General features: G+C 44.7%; 20 protein-coding genes and 1 other RNA gene. 20 read left to right on the top strand and 1 reads right to left on the bottom strand.

Going from position 1 to position 19,937, the window contains the following annotated elements; genetic code table 11:
* Positions 1–2: 2 nt before the first annotated feature.
* The 12 genes from cdd to rnpB all read left to right on the top strand — a co-directional run bounded on the left by cdd (position 3) and on the right by rnpB (position 10,265).
* Entirely contained in the window at positions 3–416 is a 414-nt protein-coding gene (gene cdd, locus AC58QM_RS26355) for a cytidine deaminase (protein ID WP_497287779.1), read from the top strand.
* Positions 417–422: 6 nt separating this feature from the next.
* Complete coding sequence (era, locus tag AC58QM_RS26350; RefSeq protein WP_497263897.1) at positions 423–1,322, top strand: GTPase Era; 900 nt, start codon at positions 423–425, stop codon at positions 1,320–1,322.
* A gap of 94 nt (positions 1,323–1,416) precedes the next feature.
* Positions 1,417–1,569: a YqzL family protein gene (locus tag AC58QM_RS26345; protein WP_497287778.1), complete on the top strand. Its 153-nt coding sequence runs from the start codon at positions 1,417–1,419 to the stop codon at positions 1,567–1,569.
* A 46-nt stretch (positions 1,570–1,615) separates the two neighbouring features.
* Positions 1,616–2,365, top strand: a complete 750-nt coding sequence (gene recO / locus AC58QM_RS26340; RefSeq protein WP_497287777.1) for a DNA repair protein RecO — start codon at positions 1,616–1,618, stop codon at positions 2,363–2,365.
* A 178-nt stretch (positions 2,366–2,543) separates the two neighbouring features.
* The gene (locus tag AC58QM_RS26335; RefSeq protein WP_497287776.1) at positions 2,544–3,359 is read left to right on the top strand and encodes a pyruvate, water dikinase regulatory protein; all 816 of its coding nucleotides are present in this window, start codon (positions 2,544–2,546) and stop codon (positions 3,357–3,359) included.
* 88 nt (positions 3,360–3,447) lie between these two features.
* Entirely contained in the window at positions 3,448–3,912 is a 465-nt protein-coding gene (locus AC58QM_RS26330) for a YaiI/YqxD family protein (RefSeq protein ID WP_497287775.1), read from the top strand.
* 48 nt (positions 3,913–3,960) lie between these two features.
* Positions 3,961–5,808 (top strand): DNA primase, encoded by a 1,848-nt coding sequence (gene dnaG / locus AC58QM_RS26325; protein WP_497287774.1) that lies wholly within the window; start codon positions 3,961–3,963, stop codon positions 5,806–5,808.
* 37 nt (positions 5,809–5,845) lie between these two features.
* The gene (rpoD, locus tag AC58QM_RS26320) at positions 5,846–6,961 is read left to right on the top strand and encodes an RNA polymerase sigma factor RpoD (protein ID WP_028558036.1); all 1,116 of its coding nucleotides are present in this window, start codon (positions 5,846–5,848) and stop codon (positions 6,959–6,961) included.
* A gap of 118 nt (positions 6,962–7,079) precedes the next feature.
* Entirely contained in the window at positions 7,080–7,910 is an 831-nt protein-coding gene (locus AC58QM_RS26315; protein ID WP_497287773.1) for a hypothetical protein, read from the top strand.
* A gap of 3 nt (positions 7,911–7,913) precedes the next feature.
* Positions 7,914–8,678 (top strand): tRNA (adenine(22)-N(1))-methyltransferase, encoded by a 765-nt coding sequence (locus AC58QM_RS26310; protein ID WP_497287772.1) that lies wholly within the window; start codon positions 7,914–7,916, stop codon positions 8,676–8,678.
* Complete coding sequence (locus tag AC58QM_RS26305; protein ID WP_497287771.1) at positions 8,654–9,763, top strand: Nif3-like dinuclear metal center hexameric protein; 1,110 nt, start codon at positions 8,654–8,656, stop codon at positions 9,761–9,763. The genes AC58QM_RS26310 and AC58QM_RS26305 overlap by 25 nt, the downstream gene beginning before the upstream one ends.
* Positions 9,764–9,850: 87 nt before the next feature.
* Positions 9,851–10,265, top strand: an RNA gene (gene rnpB / locus AC58QM_RS26300) — RNase P RNA component class A.
* Between the two features lie 148 nt (positions 10,266–10,413).
* Here the strand turns inward: rnpB and AC58QM_RS26295 are convergent.
* Positions 10,414–12,333 carry a S8 family peptidase gene (locus tag AC58QM_RS26295; RefSeq protein WP_497287770.1) on the bottom strand — a complete coding sequence of 640 codons (1,920 nt, stop codon included), beginning with the start codon at positions 12,331–12,333 and terminating at the stop codon, positions 10,414–10,416.
* Positions 12,334–12,512: 179 nt separating this feature from the next.
* Between AC58QM_RS26295 and AC58QM_RS26290 the strand changes: the two genes are divergently transcribed.
* The 8 genes from AC58QM_RS26290 to thiI all read left to right on the top strand — a co-directional run bounded on the left by AC58QM_RS26290 (position 12,513) and on the right by thiI (position 19,886).
* Positions 12,513–13,013, top strand: a complete 501-nt coding sequence (locus tag AC58QM_RS26290; RefSeq protein WP_028558040.1) for a YpuI family protein — start codon at positions 12,513–12,515, stop codon at positions 13,011–13,013.
* A 74-nt stretch (positions 13,014–13,087) separates the two neighbouring features.
* Positions 13,088–14,188 (top strand): glycoside hydrolase family 15 protein, encoded by a 1,101-nt coding sequence (locus AC58QM_RS26285; RefSeq protein ID WP_497287769.1) that lies wholly within the window; start codon positions 13,088–13,090, stop codon positions 14,186–14,188.
* Between the two features lie 38 nt (positions 14,189–14,226).
* Entirely contained in the window at positions 14,227–14,448 is a 222-nt protein-coding gene (locus tag AC58QM_RS26280) for a DUF1540 domain-containing protein (RefSeq protein WP_397340570.1), read from the top strand.
* 22 nt (positions 14,449–14,470) lie between these two features.
* Positions 14,471–14,872, top strand: a complete 402-nt coding sequence (locus AC58QM_RS26275) for a hypothetical protein (protein ID WP_497287768.1) — start codon at positions 14,471–14,473, stop codon at positions 14,870–14,872.
* 340 nt (positions 14,873–15,212) lie between these two features.
* On the top strand, positions 15,213–16,505 hold the full coding sequence (locus AC58QM_RS26270) for a hemolysin family protein (protein ID WP_310499111.1): 1,293 nt from the start codon (positions 15,213–15,215) through the stop codon (positions 16,503–16,505).
* Between the two features lie 121 nt (positions 16,506–16,626).
* Positions 16,627–17,337 (top strand): lytic transglycosylase domain-containing protein, encoded by a 711-nt coding sequence (locus AC58QM_RS26265; RefSeq protein ID WP_497287767.1) that lies wholly within the window; start codon positions 16,627–16,629, stop codon positions 17,335–17,337.
* A gap of 165 nt (positions 17,338–17,502) precedes the next feature.
* Positions 17,503–18,681 (top strand): cysteine desulfurase family protein, encoded by a 1,179-nt coding sequence (locus AC58QM_RS26260; RefSeq protein WP_497287766.1) that lies wholly within the window; start codon positions 17,503–17,505, stop codon positions 18,679–18,681.
* The gene (gene thiI / locus AC58QM_RS26255; RefSeq protein WP_497287765.1) at positions 18,678–19,886 is read left to right on the top strand and encodes a tRNA uracil 4-sulfurtransferase ThiI; all 1,209 of its coding nucleotides are present in this window, start codon (positions 18,678–18,680) and stop codon (positions 19,884–19,886) included. Before AC58QM_RS26260 ends, thiI begins: the two co-directional genes overlap by 4 nt.
* Positions 19,887–19,937: the final 51 nt, after the last annotated feature.

The following is a 19,937-nucleotide window of genomic DNA, read 5'->3' as shown; positions in this document are numbered from 1 at the left end:
CTATGAATCCGCAAGAACTCATTGATTTCGCTAAAGAAGCGATGAAACGAGCCTATACGCCTTATTCCAACTTTCAGGTCGGTGCTGCGTTATTGGACGCGAATGGAAACGTGCACCTAGGATGCAACGTCGAGAATGCTGCCTATGGACCGACGAACTGTGCCGAACGAACAGCGTTATTCCGCGCAATTGCTGATGGACATCCACGAGGATCCTTCCAAGCAATCGCGGTAACTGGAGATACGGAAGGACCGATTTCGCCATGTGGCGTATGTCGACAAGTATTAATTGAACTGTGCGAACCGGAAATGCCTGTTTATTTGAGTAATCTCAAAGGAGCTTTCGTTGAAACGACGGTAGCTGCTTTATTGCCAGGCGCTTTTACAACAAAGGATTTGCACACAAATGGAGGATAAGTAGAAGTGGCCAAAAAAGAATTTAAGTCAGGGTTTGTCGCGATTATCGGACGGCCGAATGTCGGCAAATCAACACTAATGAACCAAATTATCGGACAAAAGATTGCGATTATGTCGGATAAGCCTCAAACGACTAGAAATAAGATCCATGGTGTGTATACCTCAGACAATGGACAGATTGTATTTCTAGATACACCAGGGATCCATAAACCTACGTCTAAACTTGGTGATTACATGAGTAAAGTTGCTCATGGGACACTAGGGGAAGTCGACGCAGTGTTATTCTTGGTCGATGTAGCAGACGGTATTGGTGGCGGAGACCGTTATATTATCGAGCAGTTGAAGCATATCGAAACACCGGTTATTCTCGTTTTGAACAAAATCGACTTGGTACAGCCGGAAGCGCTGCTTGCGATTATTACAAATTACAAAGATTTGTATAATTTTGCTGAAATCGTACCTGTATCCGCGTTAAAAGGGAACAATGTGACAACACTTTTGGAGCAAATTATTCGCTATTTGCCAGAAGGGCCTCAATATTACCCGGCGGATCAAATTACGGATCATCCGGAGCAATTCGTATGCGCGGAGCTCGTTCGCGAGAAAATTTTGCATATGACACGGGAAGAAATTCCTCACTCTATTGCCGTGCAGATTGAAGATATGCGTGTTGAGCCGAATGGTGTCGTTCATATCTCGGCTGTCATATTCGTAGAGCGTGAGTCTCAAAAAGGTATCGTGATCGGGAAGCAAGGTGCGTTGTTGAAGGAAATTGGGAGACAAGCCCGTCGTGATATTGAAACACTTCTAGGTTCCAAAACGTTCTTAGAATTATGGGTGAAAGTCAAGAAAGACTGGAGAAATCAAGACAGAGTTCTTCGTGATCTTGGTTTCCGTCACGAGTAATAAAATTTCCTGAGAGTACCAGTTTTTACATCGCATAGTGAGGCGGTCAATGCACATCCTATGAACATCACGTTCGATGGGGAGGATGCTGAACATGAAAGATTTTTCGTGGACGTATTTTTCAAAGACCGGTGATGTGGACGCCTATCTGCTGTACAAACAAGTAACGGGAGAACCTGGCATGGATTCAGAAGTGGAAGATGAGGATTTAAGTAACGAAGAGCCGCTCGATGGTCTGAATATGTGACAGCAAGGATTTGATTGCTTAGAGCGGCATTCATGGGGGAAGCTACTTGCTGCATAGCGTTCAAGGTATTGTCATTCGTAGCATGGACTACGGTGAAGGCAACAAGATCATTCGTTTATTCACCCCCGAGCTGGGGAAGGTTGGCGTAATGGCTCGTGGTGCGAAGAAACTGAAGAGCAAACATGGCGCCGTTACGCAGCTGTTTACGTACGGCGATTTTGTTTTTTTTAAACAAAGGGGTCAGATGGGATCACTTAATGGTGCTGAAATCATTGAAGCCCACCATGCTCTGCGTGAAGACTTGCATAAGTCGGCTTATGCCTCTTATCTGGCCGAAATGACGGATCGCATGCTGGGTGATGAAGAAGGCAACAATTACTTATTTGAGCAGCTGAAGGCTGGCTTAATGGCGATTGAAGACAATAAAGACATGCAGATCGTCACGCATCTCTATGAGATGAAGATGTTCGATTTAGCAGGATACCTACCTGTAACTGATGCTTGTGTGGCTTGCGGTGAAACGGATGGCATCACAGCATTCAGTCCGAATCTCGGAGGCACCATATGCCGGCGTTGTCGATTCAAGGATGTCTCGGCGATCGCGATTGGTGAAGGTGCTCATAAGCTGCTGAGGCTTTTTCCGAGGATGGATATGAGAAGGTTAGGCGCTGTTCAAGTTAAGGCAGAGACGAAAGAGCAACTGAAGCAGTGTATGCGTGCCTACATGGATGTACATATTGGCGTACAATGGAAATCAAGAGGATTTATTGAGCAGATGGAGAAATACAATATTTAAGAGGCACTGGATTCATTTGACATGCAATTCTTCCTTTGATATGATGTGGTGGAAAACACCTCGCCCTTGTGCTGACCGCATATCGGTGAGGTTTTTCTCATGCTGTCGTTCTGAACTGTTGTTCTTTACATACAAATGCTAGTGTAGGGTCTTGTCCCTGCTGAAAGGGGTTAGGAATATGGAACATCCACAACCTACTCGTGTTTACGTCGTTTCGGATTCTGTTGGTGAAACAGGAGAATCTGTCGTCCGGGCAGCTGCCATGCAATTTCATCCTGTGCCTGTGGAAATAGTGAGAGCCCCGTTTATTCATGATTTTGAAGGTATAGATAAAGTCATCAATGGGATTAGAACGCATGGCGGGATTGTTGTATTTACCTTGGTCATTCCAGAATTGAGGGATGATTTGATTGCCAAAGCGAAGCAGTATGATATTCCTTTTATTGATTTGCTAGGACCTGTAGTGACTACACTTGGAAACGCACTTCGCCAAGAGCCGCGCAGACAACCAGGTATGATTCATCCTTTAGATGAGGATTATTTCAAGAAAGTCGAGGCAGTCGAGTTTGCGGTCAAATACGATGATGGGCGCGATTTTAGCGGCATTCAAAAAGCGGATATTATTCTTCTTGGCGTATCCCGTACATCCAAAACACCATTGTCCATGTATTTGGCACATAAAAGATTGAAAGTGGCCAACGTCCCTTTGGTACCGGAAATGCAACCTCCAGCAGCCATTTATACCGTGCCCAAAGACAAGATTATTGGCTTGCGAATTGACCCTAATAAATTAAATGTCATCCGTCAAGAACGGCTTCGAACACTTGGTCTTGCAGAAAATGCAACCTATGCGAATGTAGAACGTATTAAAATAGAACTGGATTTTGCTGATAAAATTATGAGTAAAATCGGTTGTGTGATTTTTGATGTATCCAACCGTGCTGTTGAAGAAACGGCCAGTCTAATCATGGATCACATCGAACATCGATCGTAAGCTTTTATGTTCTGGCTTGCAGGATTTTTTGTAAGTCCATCGTATATAATAGTACGGTGAGATTTCTTATAAAGGCAGGGGCTGACACTTGCACGCAAGAAGTATTATCGTTGATGCCGATGCTTGTCCAGTAAAGTCGGAAATCGAGCAGGCGGGTAGACAGTTTGGTGTACAAGTTATACTCGTTGCTTCTTTCGATCATAAGATGAAGCAAAACCCCGGTGTAAAGGTAGTTCAAGTAGATCGGTCCGATCAATCTGTCGATTTATATATTGCCAATCAGATTCGGTCAGGTGATATTTTGGTAACACAAGACTTCGGGCTCGCGGCATTAGGTCTCGCGAAGGGTTCGATTTGTTTGACCAATCGGGGGCAGGAATACACCGATAGTTCGATCGATTATCTGTTGGAACGCCGTCATGCTTCCGCCAAAATGCGAAGAAATGGCAAGCATACGAAAGGACCAAAACCTTTTACAGAGACGGATCGTAAAAATTTTCTACATGGTTTGACAAATCTTTTAGAAAAATTGCAGGAAATCGAAAATAAGTAGCGAATAGTAATTAGTCGGAAAAGCGACCTGAATTGTAGGTGGATTAAAATGAGGTACGGACGCATACCTGAAGAGGTTATTGAGGCTGTACTGAAGCGCCATGATATCGTAGATGTCATCGGCAGGCACGTACATTTGAGCAAACAAGGGCATTATATGAAGGGGCTTTGTCCTTTCCACTCCGAGAAAAGTCCTTCGTTCACTGTCACTCCTGAGAAACAGATTTATCGTTGCTTTGGGTGTCAGGCAGGCGGGAACTTAATTCGATTCATTATGGAAATAGAGGGCCTGAGTTTTGCCGAAGCGATCACGAAGCTTGCAGAAGACGCGGATATCCCTATTACTTGGGAAGAGGTATCGGAGGAGCAGAATGAGCAGCAGCAAGAAAAAGCGACCTTAATTAAAGCTTATGAGTTTGCCGCGAAGTTCTATCATTATGTTGTAGGTAATACCGAACAGGGCAAAGCAGCTAAAGGATATCTAACCTCAAGAGGAATCTCTGATAAGCTGATTGACACGTTCCAGATTGGTTATGCACCTGTAATGTGGGACACGCTCGTGCAGCAGTTACAGAAACGAGGGTTTGATTTAGCCCTTATGGAAAAAGGCGGATTAATTTCTGCCAAACATGAAGGTCATGGCTACGTGGACAAATTCCGCGAAAGGATCATGTTCCCTATTTGCGACTCTACAGGCAAAGTCATTGCATTTGCCGGAAGAGCGATGGGCGACGCACAGCCCAAATATTTAAATAGTCCCGAATCTGTGCTTTTTAATAAAAGCAGGACTTTGTATAATCTGCACCTCTCAAGGCCGAATATGAGAAAGCTTCAACAAGCCGTTATCTTTGAAGGATATGTGGATTTGATCAAAGCATGGGAAGCGGGCATCACGAATGGTGTTGCGACGATGGGAACAGCATTAACCAAAGAGCATGCTGCCTTATTGAACCGCAACGCGGATGAAATCGTCATTTGCTATGATGGAGACAATGCTGGACAATCGGCTGCGTTCAAGAGCATTCCGTTGTTGGAAGAAGCGGGAAGCAGGGTCACGGTTGCGATGCTGCCAGATGGCAAAGATCCAGACGATTACGTTCGTCAATATGGGGTTGACCGATTCGCCCGGGAGATTATTGGAGCTTCCGTGCCATCGATGAAATATAAGCTCTTATATATTCGCAAAAATTTTAAATTGCACGAGGACGGTGACCGATTACGTTATCTGCAATCAGCTGTAAAGTTAATTAGTCAGCTGCAATCTCCGATGGAACGCGAACATTATCTCAAACAGTTGGCTTCAGAGTTTCCGGATTCATCCTATGAAGCCATGAAGTTAGATCTCCATGAAATCTTATTGCAATCGGAAAAAAACCGACCAGATGGGGATAATAAACCAATTCTGTGGAATAATGTTATGAATAATGGGAGACCAGCGGAACGAACAAAGAAAAAATCGCCTACCTTACTGCCTGCCTATCATAATGCGGAACGCTTGATTTTGGCCGTAATGATGCACGATCGTGATGTATGCGCGCATGTTGAAGCGCAATTAGGCGACCAGTTTAATGTTGAAGCTCACGCAGTCTTAGCTGCTTATTTATATGCTTACTACGCTCAGTATTTAGAGCCCGATGCAAGCCGATACATTGCCATGCTGCAAGACGAACAGCTGGAGAGCTTGGCAAGCTCCATCGTTATGATGGGAGCAGGCCATGGATTGAACGAACAAGTGATTGACGACTATATTCGCCAAATTCGCAAAGTTCCAATGCAAGAAGAAGTTGAACGTAAGAAAGAAGAACAAGCTCGCGCAGTACGCGAGGGAGACCATCTTAAAGCTGCGCAAATTGCAATTGAAATTATTGCCCTAGAAAAACGGTTGAAGTCATCTTAGCTAAACTGACATGACTAGGGAGGAGGGAGTCCGTACCATGGCGAATGATCAGCGTACAGAATTAGAGACAGAATTGACCCTGGACCAGGTGAAAGACCAACTTATAGAGCAGGGGAAAAAACGGTCCTCACTAACTTACAAGGATATCATGGAGAAATTAGCTCCCTTCGATCAGGATCCTGAACAAATCGATGAGTTCTTTGAACAACTTTCCGAGCAAGGTATTGACGTGGGGAACGAGTCGGATGAAGATTCGATGAATCCTGAAGAAAACGAGCGCGATGAATTTAACTTCGATGATGATCTGGCTTTGCCGCCGGGGATTAAAATTAATGATCCAGTTCGGATGTATTTGAAAGAAATTGGTCGCGTACCGCTTCTTTCTGCGGAAGACGAAGTGGGATTGGCCAAACGTATTGAAAATGGGGATGAAGAAGCGAAGCGTCGTCTTGCTGAAGCGAACCTTCGACTCGTTGTGAGTATTGCCAAACGCTATGTAGGTCGCGGCATGCTTTTCCTTGATTTGATTCAAGAAGGTAATATGGGTCTTATTAAGGCTGTTGAAAAGTTTGACCATACGAAGGGTTACAAATTCAGTACCTATGCGACTTGGTGGATTCGTCAAGCGATTACTCGCGCCATTGCGGATCAAGCGAGAACGATTCGGATTCCGGTACATATGGTCGAAACAATTAACAAATTAATTCGTGTTTCCCGTCAATTGCTGCAAGAATTGGGGCGCGAACCTACGCCAGAAGAAATTGCAAAAGAGATGGATTTAAGCACGGATAAAGTTCGTGAAATCATGAAAATTGCTCAAGAGCCTGTTTCCTTAGAAACGCCGATTGGTGAAGAAGATGATTCACATTTAGGGGATTTTATCGAGGATCAAGAGGCACTAGCGCCAGCTGATGCAGCTGCGTACGAGCTTCTGAAGGAACAGCTTGAAGATGTTCTAGATACGTTAACTGAAAGAGAAGAGAATGTACTTCGGTTGCGTTTCGGACTTGATGATGGACGTACAAGAACATTAGAAGAAGTAGGAAAAGTATTCGGAGTTACTAGGGAACGGATTCGTCAGATTGAAGCAAAAGCTTTGCGGAAGTTAAGACATCCAAGCCGTAGTAAACGTTTGAAGGACTTTTTGGAATAAAATCGCTAGGAGTGGGCCCTGCCAAATTCGGCGGGGTCTTTTTTGTGGTTTTTCACAGAATTCACTAAAATCTGAGCATTAAATCACCGATAAAGAAGCTAGGATGGTGAGCAAATAGATGGATGCTGAGAGAAGAAAAATTATTGTTAGAGAAATCGATCATTGGCGCCGGAGCAAATTGCTTCCTGAGCATTATTGCGATTTTCTTATGAATTTGTATGTGGATGATATGACGCCTAAACCGAACTCACTTCTAGGTGTTTCGGCAACGGCAGTAACAAACAGTAATTGGAAAATATGGTTGTTGGGCTTAGCGGTTATTGCCGCTCTTTCCTTATCTGCTCTTAATTTTAACTCTTTTGGATTGCCAATGCAAATTGGTATTTCCACACTTTTTGTCATGATTTGTTATGCGGGAGCATACCGACAGTTTAGTCGTACGCCTGTTGTTTCATATGTCTTATGTGGTGTAGCATCTGTAGCTATATTATTATTAGGGCTCCACATTATGGATCTGTCGGGTATTCAAACTTCGACTACGTATATTGGGTATTTAGCATTTTGCAGTTGCATTTGGTTATTAAATGGTTTAATTGCTCGAATGGCTATTTTCCAAATTTGTGGATGGCTGGGTCTTATTGGGACGTATAGCTGGTTGTTAATGCAAAAACTGGAGCATCCATCCTGGTTTTCACTTGAATTAAGTTGGATTCCATTGAGTGTTGTACTCATATGGATGGCTTGGCTTGCACATCATACGAATAAACAAGCGGCTAGCGTGCTCATGCTAGTAGGAGGCTTAGCTTGGTTTCTTCCTGAAGCCATGACGTTTATTGTTGATAATGAATTGAGCTCACGTCTCATTCAAATTTCCTTTACGGCAAAATTAGTTTCGGTAGGCGCGGCATTATTTTTGCTGCGAAAAAAATGGGTAGAGTGGGTAATGTAGCATATGGTTAAATTATCAAAACGACTTCAAATGATCGCGGATCGAGTCCCAATGGGTTCCAAGGTAGCAGACATTGGTTCTGATCATGCGTTATTGCCAACTTATTTGGCACAGCAGGGAATAATTGTTGCCGCGGTGGCAGGGGAAGTGAATCCTGGTCCTTTCGAAGCTGCGCAGAGGCAAGTACTCGAGAGCGGACTTTCTAAGATCATTCAAGTAAGATCTGGCGATGGACTTGCGGTAATCGAGCCTGGCGAAGTGAATGTCATTACGATCGCTGGTATGGGTGGAAGCCTAATGGCGAGCATTTTGGAAGCGGGCAAATCTAAACTTGCTGGCGTTCAGCAATTGATTTTGCAACCGAATGTCGGTGAGGATCATGTTCGTCGTTGGCTATTGCACAACGGTTGGAAGCTAGAATCCGAGACGATTCTTGAAGAAGACGGAAAGATCTATGAAATTTTGACAGCATCACTTGCTGACAGCGAAGAGATAGGCGCTTTAGACATGCTGTATAAAGAGCGTTTTCTTCCGGACGGTGTTGCTGTTTCAAGTGAACGCTTGCAACAGATGGGGCCTTATTTGATCAATGAAGCTCCAGAAGTTTGGTTTATCAAATGGGAAAGTGAACTGAAAAAGCTTGCCATGATCGTTGACCAACTGAAACTATCAACTGCTGAAGCTTCCATTGCGAAAGCGGAGCAGGTCAGCCAAGAAATACGTGAAATAAAGGAGGTACTCGCTTGCTTGCAAAAGGTCAAACGGTAATTCAGCTATTCGAACAGCTGGCTCCTAAGCATTATGCGATGGCAGATGACAAAATTGGCTTGCAACTAGGCTCCCTTCAAAAAGACATTACCAAAGTACTCGTTGCACTAGATGTTACAGATGCAGTGGTTGATGAAGCAATTGAAGCAGGTGCCAACCTTATTATTGCGCATCATGCCATTATTTTCAGGCCTCTCGCTCATCTTCAGACAGAAACGCCAGCAGGTCGTCTGTATGAGAAATTAATCAAAAATGATATCGCTGTGTATATTGCCCATACGAACCTAGATGTGGCTGAAGGCGGCGTTAACGATTTACTGTCAGAGCAACTAGGCTTAACGGATTTGACTCACCTAGAAGATGTGCATACGGAGAAGCTGCAGAAGCTTGTCGTCTTCGTGCCTGAGACACATCATCAGGTCGTGCTGGATGCTCTTTTTAAGGCTGGAGCAGGGGGCATTGGCCAATACAGCTCCTGCAGCTTTAATATCCCCGGGACGGGGACGTTCCTGCCGCAGGAAGGCGCGAATCCGTTTATCGGGGAAGTTGGTAAGCTAGAACGCGTACAAGAGGTACGCGTGGAAACAATCGTAACCGCGAGCGTTCAGCGCAGAGCGGTTCAAGAGATGTTGAAGGCCCACCCCTACGAGGAGGTGGCCTACGACCTCTACCCGATGGATCTCAAGGGTAGAGTGTTCGGTTTGGGCCGCGTGGGCAAGCTGCCCGCGGCCATGACACTTCGCGAGCTCACAGAGCACGCGAAGGCTGTGTTTGACGTGCCGACGGTCCGCGTCGTCGGCGATCTAGCACGGCCCATCCGCAAGGTGGCCGTGCTGGGAGGCTCAGGCGGCCGCTACATGCGGCACGCCATGTTTGCTGGCGCCGACGTGCTCGTCACCGGCGACATTGACTACCACACCGCGCACGATGCGCTTGCGGCGGGGCTGGCTCTGCTCGACGTTGGGCACAACGTCGAGAAAATCATGAAGCGAGGTGTCGCAGATTACCTCGCTGCGCAGCTGGCTAAGACGGATACGCAAGTGATCGCATCCGCAATTAATACCGAACCTTTCCAATTCATGTAGGCAGGGTTTCTGCGGCCTCTGGAAAAGAAGGAAATGTTCATGTGTTGTAATTCGAAGTCATTCCTAGTATACTAGCCTATGCAATGGAAAGTTTGACAGACAATCGCTGGTTATGGGTAAGCCATAGCGAGAGGAAAGTCCGGGCTCCATAAGGCAGGGTGCTGGATAACGTCCAGTCAACGCGAGTTGAAGGATAGGGCCACAGAAATGGACCGCCGATGGCTTGAAATATAGCACAGGCAAGGGTGGAACCGTGGTGTAAGAGACCACGAGGTTCTATGGTGACATAGATCCTGGTAAACCCCACTTGGAGCAAGACCTAATGGAACGCTAGTTGCTTTCGAGGCAGCAGTCTTCGCCTGAGACGCGTTCGGGTTGGTCGCTTGAGCTGTGTAGCAATGCACGGCCTAGATAGATGATTGTCGCTTCAATAGTGGCAGGGGAGCAGACGCCCGTTATGACCACTGGAAGTACAGAACCCGGCTTACGGCAAACTTTCCAAACAGTCGGTTACCCGCACAGCTTCGGCTTTGCGGGTATTTTAATTTTTTATCCTAATTATCCCTATATCCCTATATCCCTATATCCCTATAAAATGAATAAAACCTTCAACCCCGTCATAGGGGATTGAAGGTTTCTTTTATCTCATTTTACTTCTCGAGTCCCAAGCTACCCGCATACTTTTTAGGGACCAAATGCAATTGACGTGCTAAATCCTGTGGCCAGTAAGACATCGGAGCCGTATCTTGTTTTGCCATTTGGATCGCTTTGACAACATCAATTAACCCATAACCGAAATATTTATCGTGACCTTCATCACCTAAATCCATTGCAGACTGTCGCATGATTTCGTATACGTCCGTATTTTTCAAGCTAGGATTAGCGGAACGAATCAACGCGGCCAGTGCAGTCACATGTGGACTAGCCATTGAAGTGCCGGATAAAGCCGCATACTGGTTGTTGGGATACGTACTAGCAATCGTAACCCCAGGCGCAGTCACATCAATATAATCGCCATAATTCGAGAAGGGGGCTTTCTCATTATGCGAATCGCTGGCAGCCACTGCAAATACTTCAGGATATGCAGCAGGGTAACCAGGCTGCTCTGTATTATCGTTCCCGCTTGCCGCGATTAGCGCAACGTCTCGATCATAAGCGTACTGAATGGCATCATGGAGAAAGCCAGAATCTGCGTAATTGCCAAGGCTGAGATTCATAACCTTAGCCCCGTGGTCCGTAGCCCAAATGATGCCTTGAGCTACCGAGTACGTGCTGCCTGCTCCAGTCTGATCAAGCACTTTAACAGGCAAGACTTTATTAAACCAAGTCATTCCTGCAACACCAAGATTATTATTAACCAAGGCAGCGATGACGCCTGTTACATGCGTGCCATGTCCAACATCATCCTGCGGATTATCATTTCCGCTAATGACATTGTAACCAGGAAGAAGCTGACCTTGCAGATCAGGATGCTTCAAATCAACACCTGTATCCACAACGGCTACGATCACGTCATTTGCGCCGCGGTTTAATTCCCAACCTTGTATTGTTTCGATCAATGGAAGATTCCATTGATATCGTTGATATAAATTATCGTTTGGCATGAAATTCGAGGAGACAGGTGTTTGATTAGTATCAGATTCACTGTGACTCGTGTTTGAATCCGTCTCATCATGATCATGATAGTAATCATTGGTCATATAGAGAAAATGCGGTTCTACATAAGCGACATTCCATTTAGCAAAATAGGCAATTAAAGACTTGGCATCCATACTATTTGTTCGGAAAACATACGTATACCCAAGCTTTTGTGCTGAGATGGCATTGATCTCATTCTTAATTTGTTTTAGTTGAGCTTCGGTTGGATCCGTTTTGAAGCGTACCACCACTTCATTTTGTTGATAATGACTAGTTCCTTGGTTATCTTCGGGATGATCGACGACCTTTTCTTTTAGCGTATTGGTCTCGACAGCTTTTACTTTCCAACGATTCTCATTGGGGTATGGCTCAAGTCTTAAATTTTTCATTTGATGATCGGTCACATGCGCAAGTACATCTTGATGAATTACCCCAATTAGTGAATCTTGTCCATTTGTTGAAGGTGTTCCTTGGACGAAATAAACTTGCTGCCCAGCTCCAAATTTAGGCGATTGGTAATGCTTGCCGCCATCGACAACAGATTTAGCTTCTTTCAAATACGTAGCAGCTTGGTCTTTGTGCTCGGCAGGCAGTTCACCCGACTTGATGCCTTGTTCCCAGGTTTGGCCGCGCTTGGACCAGACGAGTACTTCCATCTTCTCATGGTGATTTCGCATGTTTTTCAGCACATTGGTTACAGGGTCACCGCTATCGATCTGACCGAGCATTGTCGTATAATCGATTGCACATTGACTTCTGCATAGTTCGTCTGTGAGTTTCACATCCTGTTCTAGCAGTGCAAGCTTAGACGATGTTTCGTATTTGGCACTATAAACCTCAGGTCCTGGTTTAGCGCGATGGGGAGGCTGTTCAGGGAATAGAAACACCCCTAATCCAAGTACAACCGCAATGGTGGAGAGATAACGCCACATAATCATGCCCTCCTTTTGTTTGTAGAAAAAGGCCAACTCGTAAATGAAAAACAAATCAACTACAAGTAGGGTTAGGCGAGCGGTAATCTTTTATACATGGTATCAGGTGTTTTACATATACCACTTCGCGATAATTTATGGTAGGATAGAAGTAGCGCAATTATAGGAGGTCTTCTTACATGGCTGTTTTTAATGTGAAAAATGTTTGTGATTCCACGCGTACTAAGCTCAAAGAAACGACGGCCAAAATGGAACTGTTTCTTAATCAACATTCGCTCTCACTGTTAAATGTGGAAAATGATCCAGCAATGGATGAGTTTTACCGCGGGTATTTACAGGACACTCGTCATCTTCTCGTATTTTGTGAAGTGGCTTATGAGAAATTGGGCGTTAGCTTAAGACGTCCTACTTTCAATGTTGATTTTTCGGAAAAAGTGCTCTATGAGGTATATCATACATGTGTTAATACCTTCTTCTATCCTAAGAATGAGTGCTATTCCGAAGACGGTCGCTACGCTTACACTGGACAAGATGCGATTCGTTTCCGCAAAAAACCATCACGCGAAGTTCGTGACTTAACCATTGAATTGTCCAAAGTATTTGAAGAGCTCAGGGAAGACCTGGCTTACTATGAAACAGATTACATCACACAGCGCCGTATGCAAGGCGAAAAAGTGTAACACCAACTTAACAATTAATCTACAAAGGGATGCGATCACCGCATCCCTTTTCATATAGAGGGGGATAAATTTGTATGGAGATAGAACAATTAGTCAACGTTAGCAAAGAAATCATTAAATTGAATCAACATCCTAGCGGAGGATATGTGGCTTCTCCTCTTTTTCCTCCCTATTCCTATAGTTGGCTCCGAGATGGTACTTTTATTGCCAATGCGATGGATCGAGTAGGAGAAACGAAAAGTGCGGAGCAATTCTATCGCTGGGTACATCATGTTCTGAAGGATAAGCGTCCGCGGGTATCCGAGCTGCTGCGTAAACACGAGAATAGAGAATGGATTGACCGATCTGAATTTCTAGGGACGAGATATCAGTTGGATGGGCGAGATGATCATTCTGAGTGGGGGCATTTTCAACTGGATGGATACGGCGCTTGGATCTGGGGACTTGCCGAACATATTCGCATAACGGGGAACAGCTCGCTTCTAGAAGAATTCAGAGAGAGTATAGAGCTGACGGTAGACTATATTATGGCGTTCTGGCATTATCCGAATTTCGATTGTTGGGAGGAATATCCGGATTATGTCCATCCAGCAACGTTGGCTTGCTTGTATGGCGGTCTGAAGGCACTAGGCGAGCTGGAAGCACGTCCAGACTTAATAGAGCGAGCGGAGCTCATCCAGCATTTTATACACACCCATGCCGTCTATGAAGGGCGCTTCGTAAAGTCTATTCATTGCATAAACGAAGTCTGGCAACCAGCTCATTATGGTGTTGATGCAAGTCTATTGTGGCTAGCATTACCTTTTGGGGTTTGTGAACCCAATGACCCTCGCATACTAAGAACGGTTCAAACGATAGAAGAGGAACTCAAGCATGGCGGGATTCAACGCTACATCGAGGATACGTACTATGGTGGCGGTGAGTGGTTACTACTGACTGCCTGGTATGGATGGATCCAGTTTGAGCTAGGGAATCAAGCAGAAGCAGAGCGATCGTTGGCATGGATTGCTAGTAAGGCTGATGACCTTGGACGCTTCCCTGAGCAAGTAGACGATCATCTCCGTGAGCCTGACGTTTATGCGGAATGGATTGCCAGACATGGCAAACCAGCACACCCCTTGCTATGGTCACATGCGATGTTCTTGGTCTTATCTGACAGGCTTGACCGAGCATAGATCACTCCTGCCCCGGGCAAATTGTTAAGGGGGTGATAATGATGCCAGCAGTCAAGTGTGCAGTAGCCAATTGTGAATATTGGACACAAGGAAACAACTGTCATGCAGACACGATCATGATTGAAATTGATCAGCACGCGAATGCGGATTACAATGTCGAATTTGCTTCAGAAGAATCGTTTGATACTACGCATCATGATTCTGCGACTAAAGCGGCTAATACGTGTTGCCACACGTTTAAGCCTGCGACTAAACATTAGGTATGTGTAACGCGGAGGTAGCATGAATAAAGAGGACAGTTCTTTAGACAATGCCACCAAGGAGCGATTCCAGAAGAGTCAGCTTCATATTGAGAGCGGACTCCATGCCCAAGAAGAATATGCAGCTGAGATTGCTGTACCTCACACCAGAGTAAACAGGGGTTATGAACCTGCCTCGACCGTTTCTGATGAGGAAGTCGCTGAGCTTGTAGAAGCTGTAACACGCAACAAGGCAGTGGGATACGTTGCCCTGTTTGTTGCTCTGGCCTCGTTATTCGTATGGCCGGTTTTACTTGGGATTTCGGGTATTATTCTCGGTGTGATCGCTTTTGTAATGGGAAATAAGAGCATTGGCTCTTGGTCCGTTGCACTTGGTATTATTGCCGTTGCCGCTTATTTTTTATTGATTCCCTATTATTCATAAGTTCACGAAGCAAGCTGAGTAATCAGCTTGCTTTATTTTTTTTTATGAAAAAAAGCTGAAAAATAGCTCCAGAAGGCCATTATTCATGTGTAATAGCGCAATAAGGGCTCATTTTAATGTGTTTACGCCCATTTGCTCGTACTATTTGGCTTCAAGTGTCATATTCGCACCTTTGAATGATTACAGTATTATTATATAATGAGTAGTGATATTTAATCTAATTAAAATCGAAAATTAAGGGAGGTGTACCTACTCTCCTGGGTGCAGCATTTGCACTTGTTAGGGGATAGGTAAGGTATTGGAAGATCCTTTGCCCGAAACGTTAATCAGTTTTCTGTTAATGTTTGGACTAGTGTTGTTAAACGGTTTTTTTGTAGCAGCTGAATTTGCTATGGTGAAAGTGCGTGGAAGTCGGATTGAATCGCTTGTCGGTGAAGGCCGGCGAAATGCGAAGTTTGCTCAAGGAATTATGAATAATCTAGATGCTTACTTAGGTGCTTGTCAGTTAGGAATCACGCTTACTTCATTAGGACTTGGTTATGTAGGTGAACCAACGTTCGCCAAGATTTTGGAGCCCTTATTTGCCCCATTGGGATTGCCTGATTCGGTATTCCACACCATTACTTTTATTATTGCATTTTCATTAATGACGACACTTCATATTACATTAGGTGAACAGTTTCCTAAGACGTATGCGATTCGTAAAGCAGAGCAAGTTACCTTGCTTTCTGCAGGACCCATGGTATTATTCTACAAAATGATGTACCCGTTTATTTGGACGCTGAATGGCATTTCCAACTGGATGCTTCGCCGAGCAGGGATTGAACCTACAACGGAGCATGAATCTGCACATACGGAGGACGAAATTCGAGTCCTCATGCAGGAGAGTCACAAAAACGGACTAATTGATAACACAGAGCTCACGCTTGTTGATAATATATTCGGATTCGCAGAGACGACGGCTCGAGAAATTATGATTCCGCGCACAGAAATGGAATGCTTATATGCAGGACTTTCTTATGCAGAGAATTTAGCTATCGCCATCAAAGAAATGCGGACGCGATATCCTGTGTGTGATCCAGATAAGGATAATATTATCGGTTTCGTACACATTAAGGATTTGCTGAAGCCAGATGCCAACCTCAAGGGCATTAAGAAAATCATTCGGCCGATTACGACCGTACCCGATTCCATTCATATCAGTGATTTGCTCAAAATGATGCAAAAGCGCAAAAGTCAAATGGCTTTGCTCATTGATGAATATGGCGGTACGTCAGGCTTAGTAACGTTAGAAGACATTATGGAAGAGATTGTTGGGGAAATCCAAGATGAGTTTGACGAGGAACGACCAACAATTGAAATGAAAGATGACCATACCTTCTCCATTGATGGACTCTTGTTAATTGACGAAGTTAATGAGTACTTCGGACTTGAAATTGAGTCGGATGACTATGATACAATCGGAGGGTGGATTTATTCCCAAACCGAAATTCCTCCTAGTCGCAATCAGCAGGTGAGCTACAATGATGAATTTATGTTTATCGTGGAAGAAACGGATCACTTGCGCATATCACGTGTCACAGTGAGAAGAGCCATAAATGACAATGAAATGCTTCAACAAAATATTTCTTGAAAGGCAAGAGGGGCGGTCGAGTGACTGCCCTTTTTCCCTGCCTTTGGAAGAAAAGACTAGGCGTCAGGGCTCAAAACGTGTACAATGAGAACAATGAAAAAGTAAAAGCGAGGTCTGAGCGATGAACAGCATCACGAATGCGCAAGCTATTGATCCTAGAGTGTTGAAGGAGCTACTGCAGCTTCAGACAATGAGTAAAATAAGTCTTTTCTCAGATGACACATCATCAGCCAATTCTGACGTTACTAGTGACTTTAGTGAACTATTGAATACATTGATGGGACAAGGTGTTAGTACTGGAACTGATGTTCTAGATGCGACTGAACTGAATCCATCGTTAAGCAAACTGCCAAGCGCACTAGGCGCTTTGAATAAATCCTTTACACCATTACAATCTAATTTACAAACAACTTCTGTTGATCAGTTTGAAGGACTAATTGTACAAACTAGTCGGAAATTTGGCGTTGATTCTTCTTTGGTTAAAGCTGTTATCCAGCAAGAGTCATCTTTCAATCATACAGCTGTTTCATCAGCAGGTGCAAAGGGATTAATGCAGCTTATGGATGGAACAAGCAGTGGTTATGGGGTAACGAATCCATTTGATCCTAAACAGAACGTAGAAGCTGGAACGCAATTCCTAGGCAGCTTGCTTAAGAAGTATAATGGCAATGAAGGCGTAGCGCTTGCCGCTTATAATGCGGGTCCAGGTCGTGTTGATCGTTTGGGGATTAAGACTGATCAGGATCTGGCGAGTAAGCTTCAGTTCTTGCCGAAAGAGACACAATCGTATGTCTCGAAAGTGCTCAATCATCGTAGTAATTTTGCTCTGTAATTGGTGAAACAAGGGGCTGATTTTCGCATGAATTATGCGGAGATCGGCTTTTCGCATTTTAGCTGACTTACTTGAGTTCTTAGTCGTTATAGGCTTTAATAGTGAAAGGCATCTTAGCATGTATATATTAAGTAGTTTATAGGTATGAAGGGGAATCTGCAGAACATGCTTTATATGGATTACGCGGCAACGTCGCCGCTTTATGATGAAGTAATAGATACCATCGCAGAAGTGATGAAGTCCCATTATGGCAATCCTTCCTCCATCCATCGCTTAGGTGTGGAAGCTGAAAAGCTTCTGCAGAGTGCGAAGGGGGTCATTGCCTCTGCAATTGATGTAGCTGCAAGTGATATTATTTGTACGTCCGGCGGTACCGAAAGTAATAACTTAGCGATTAAAGGTGTAGCCTACAACTATCAACAACGCGGCAAACATCTGATTACGACACAAATCGAGCATGCTTCAGTGAAGGAAGTTTTTGCCGAATTAGAGCAGGAGGGCTTCCGTGTTACCTATTTACCCGTCTCTAAGACAGGGAGAATTCGGTTAGAGGATCTTCAAGCTGCGATTTGTGAAGATACAATTCTAGTCAGTGTCATGTATGTAAATAACGAGGTTGGTACCATTCAACCAATTCAAGAAATAGGTCGGCTTCTTACCGGGTATCCCAAAATCATGTTTCATGTGGATGCGGTACAAGGTATTGCGAAACTCCCACTGCTCCCAAAGGCGTGGGGAATCGATCTCTGCAGTGCATCTGCGCATAAATTCCGAGGGCCGAAGGGTGTAGGTTTCTTGTATCGGAGAGCTGGTGTACAGCTCAAACCATTGCTTGCTGGCGGGGGACAAGAATACGGCGTACGCTCCGGTACGGAGAATGTCCCTTTAATTGTGGGAATGGCGAAGGCGCTGCGCATGAGTATGGATAATCAAGCAACGAAAATGACGCATAAATACAAGCTTAGTGAGCAATTGCGAGCGGGTATTATGGCAATACCAGAACTTGAACTGACGGTTCCTGATGTGGAACAAGAGCTGTCGCCTCATATTGTTCATTTTGCTTTTGGGGGGATGAAGGCTGAGGTTGTCGTACATGCGTTGGAGCAGAAGGGGATCTTCATATCAACTAGATCTGCATGCACATCGGGGGAATCAGAACCGAGCGAGATCATGCTAGCCATGGGCATAAGCCGAGAATTAGCCGCTAGTGGTTTACGAGTAAGTATGTCCGATGAACATCGGATGCAAGATATTGAGCTGTTTTTACGTTCGTTACAAGAGGTGGTACAGGAGCTTGCTCCCATGAGAAACCCATCCGTTATTCAAAGGGGGAAGCGAAGATGAAACCAGATTGTCTAATCCTACGGTTTGGCGAAATGATGCTGAAAGGTAAAAATCGCAGCCGTTTTGAACGAAGTGTCATGATTCAAATTCGTAAAGTTTTGAGTTCTTTTCCGGATGTTAGGTATATTCCTGAATTTGGACGCGTATATGTGGAGCTAGGGGGTGCCGCTTATGAACAGGCTTCTGCTGCTTTACAGCGTGTTTTCGGACTTGCATCCTTCAGTCCAGCTTACCATGCGCCACTAGACTTACAAGTGATTCAAGAAACAGCGCTGAGGATGATGCAGTCACTGCCCAAACAACCAGCGACCTTTAAGGTAACTGTGCGCAGAGTGAATAAAGCATTTCCGCATGATTCTCAGCAAATGAATTACTTAGTAGGCGGTTATGTGCTTCAAGCTATTCCCGGATTACAGGTGGATGTTCGAAAGCCTGAAGTAGAGCTGCGAGTAGAAATCCGAGAGGAAAAGGTGCTTTTATACGTAGAAGTTATAGAAGGGGCTGGGGGATTCCCATCAGGAACTAGTGGTAAAGCGCTGCTCATGCTGTCTGGAGGTATTGATAGCCCTGTAGCGGGTTGGTTAGCGATGCGGAAGGGTTTGACGATGGAGGCGATTCATTTCCATAGCTACCCCTACACCAGTGAGCGTGCCAAGGATAAAGTCATTGAGCTTGCGCATCAGTTAGCAGGCTACACAGACGCTATTAAGCTTCACATGGTGTCCTTCACAGAGGTTCAAACCTCTATTCACCGTGCCTATCAAGATAATCTGCTTGTCACTCTCATAAGGAGAGCGATGTACCGAATTGCAGAGCGAATTGCCGAAAGAGAAGGGCTAGGAGCCCTAGTTACAGGGGAGAGCTTGGGCCAAGTTGCTAGTCAAACTCTGCCAAGTCTACATGCGATTGGACGTGTGGTGACAATACCGCTTCTACAACCGTTGATGATGATGGACAAGCAAGAAATTATTGGCCTTGCTGAATCGATCGGAACTTTCCCGATTTCTATTCTACCTTATGAAGATTGTTGTTCCTTATTTCTGCCACCGTCACCAAGTACGAATCCTAACCTCAGTCTGGTGGAGAAGCTAGAGAATAGCATGGGTTTTCTAAATGAGCTTATAGACAAAGCGGTTTTAGAAACAGAAACTATTGAAATCGTTCATGGACAATTGAAAAAGGAATCCAATTCCCATTTATTCTAACTCTTCTCTGCAGCTGTGATCTCCGCTATTCCAATCACTTGCTCTCCATGT

Source organism: Paenibacillus sp. J22P165 (genome assembly GCF_059692015.1).
This window is presented reverse-complemented; position numbering and strand designations above follow the sequence as displayed.

Bases quoted from the DNA above. Each gene is read 5' to 3' on its own strand.
- cdd (WP_497287779.1), top strand. From the start codon at position 3: ATGAATCCGCAAGAACTCATTGATTTCGCTAAAGAAGCGATGAAACGA.
- AC58QM_RS26345 (WP_497287778.1), top strand. From the start codon at position 1,417: ATGAAAGATTTTTCGTGGACGTATTTTTCAAAGACCGGTGATGTGGAC.
- AC58QM_RS26335 (WP_497287776.1), top strand. From the start codon at position 2,544: ATGGAACATCCACAACCTACTCGTGTTTACGTCGTTTCGGATTCTGTT.
- dnaG (WP_497287774.1), top strand. From the start codon at position 3,961: ATGAGGTACGGACGCATACCTGAAGAGGTTATTGAGGCTGTACTGAAG.
- rpoD (WP_028558036.1), top strand. From the start codon at position 5,846: ATGGCGAATGATCAGCGTACAGAATTAGAGACAGAATTGACCCTGGAC.
- AC58QM_RS26315 (WP_497287773.1), top strand. From the start codon at position 7,080: ATGGATGCTGAGAGAAGAAAAATTATTGTTAGAGAAATCGATCATTGG.
- AC58QM_RS26310 (WP_497287772.1), top strand. From the start codon at position 7,914: ATGGTTAAATTATCAAAACGACTTCAAATGATCGCGGATCGAGTCCCA.
- AC58QM_RS26295 (WP_497287770.1), bottom strand. From the start codon at position 12,333: ATGTGGCGTTATCTCTCCACCATTGCGGTTGTACTTGGATTAGGGGTG.
- AC58QM_RS26290 (WP_028558040.1), top strand. From the start codon at position 12,513: ATGGCTGTTTTTAATGTGAAAAATGTTTGTGATTCCACGCGTACTAAG.
- AC58QM_RS26285 (WP_497287769.1), top strand. From the start codon at position 13,088: ATGGAGATAGAACAATTAGTCAACGTTAGCAAAGAAATCATTAAATTG.
- AC58QM_RS26280 (WP_397340570.1), top strand. From the start codon at position 14,227: ATGATGCCAGCAGTCAAGTGTGCAGTAGCCAATTGTGAATATTGGACA.
- AC58QM_RS26275 (WP_497287768.1), top strand. From the start codon at position 14,471: ATGAATAAAGAGGACAGTTCTTTAGACAATGCCACCAAGGAGCGATTC.
- AC58QM_RS26270 (WP_310499111.1), top strand. From the start codon at position 15,213: ATGTTTGGACTAGTGTTGTTAAACGGTTTTTTTGTAGCAGCTGAATTT.
- AC58QM_RS26265 (WP_497287767.1), top strand. From the start codon at position 16,627: ATGAACAGCATCACGAATGCGCAAGCTATTGATCCTAGAGTGTTGAAG.
- AC58QM_RS26260 (WP_497287766.1), top strand. From the start codon at position 17,503: ATGCTTTATATGGATTACGCGGCAACGTCGCCGCTTTATGATGAAGTA.
- thiI (WP_497287765.1), top strand. From the start codon at position 18,678: ATGAAACCAGATTGTCTAATCCTACGGTTTGGCGAAATGATGCTGAAA.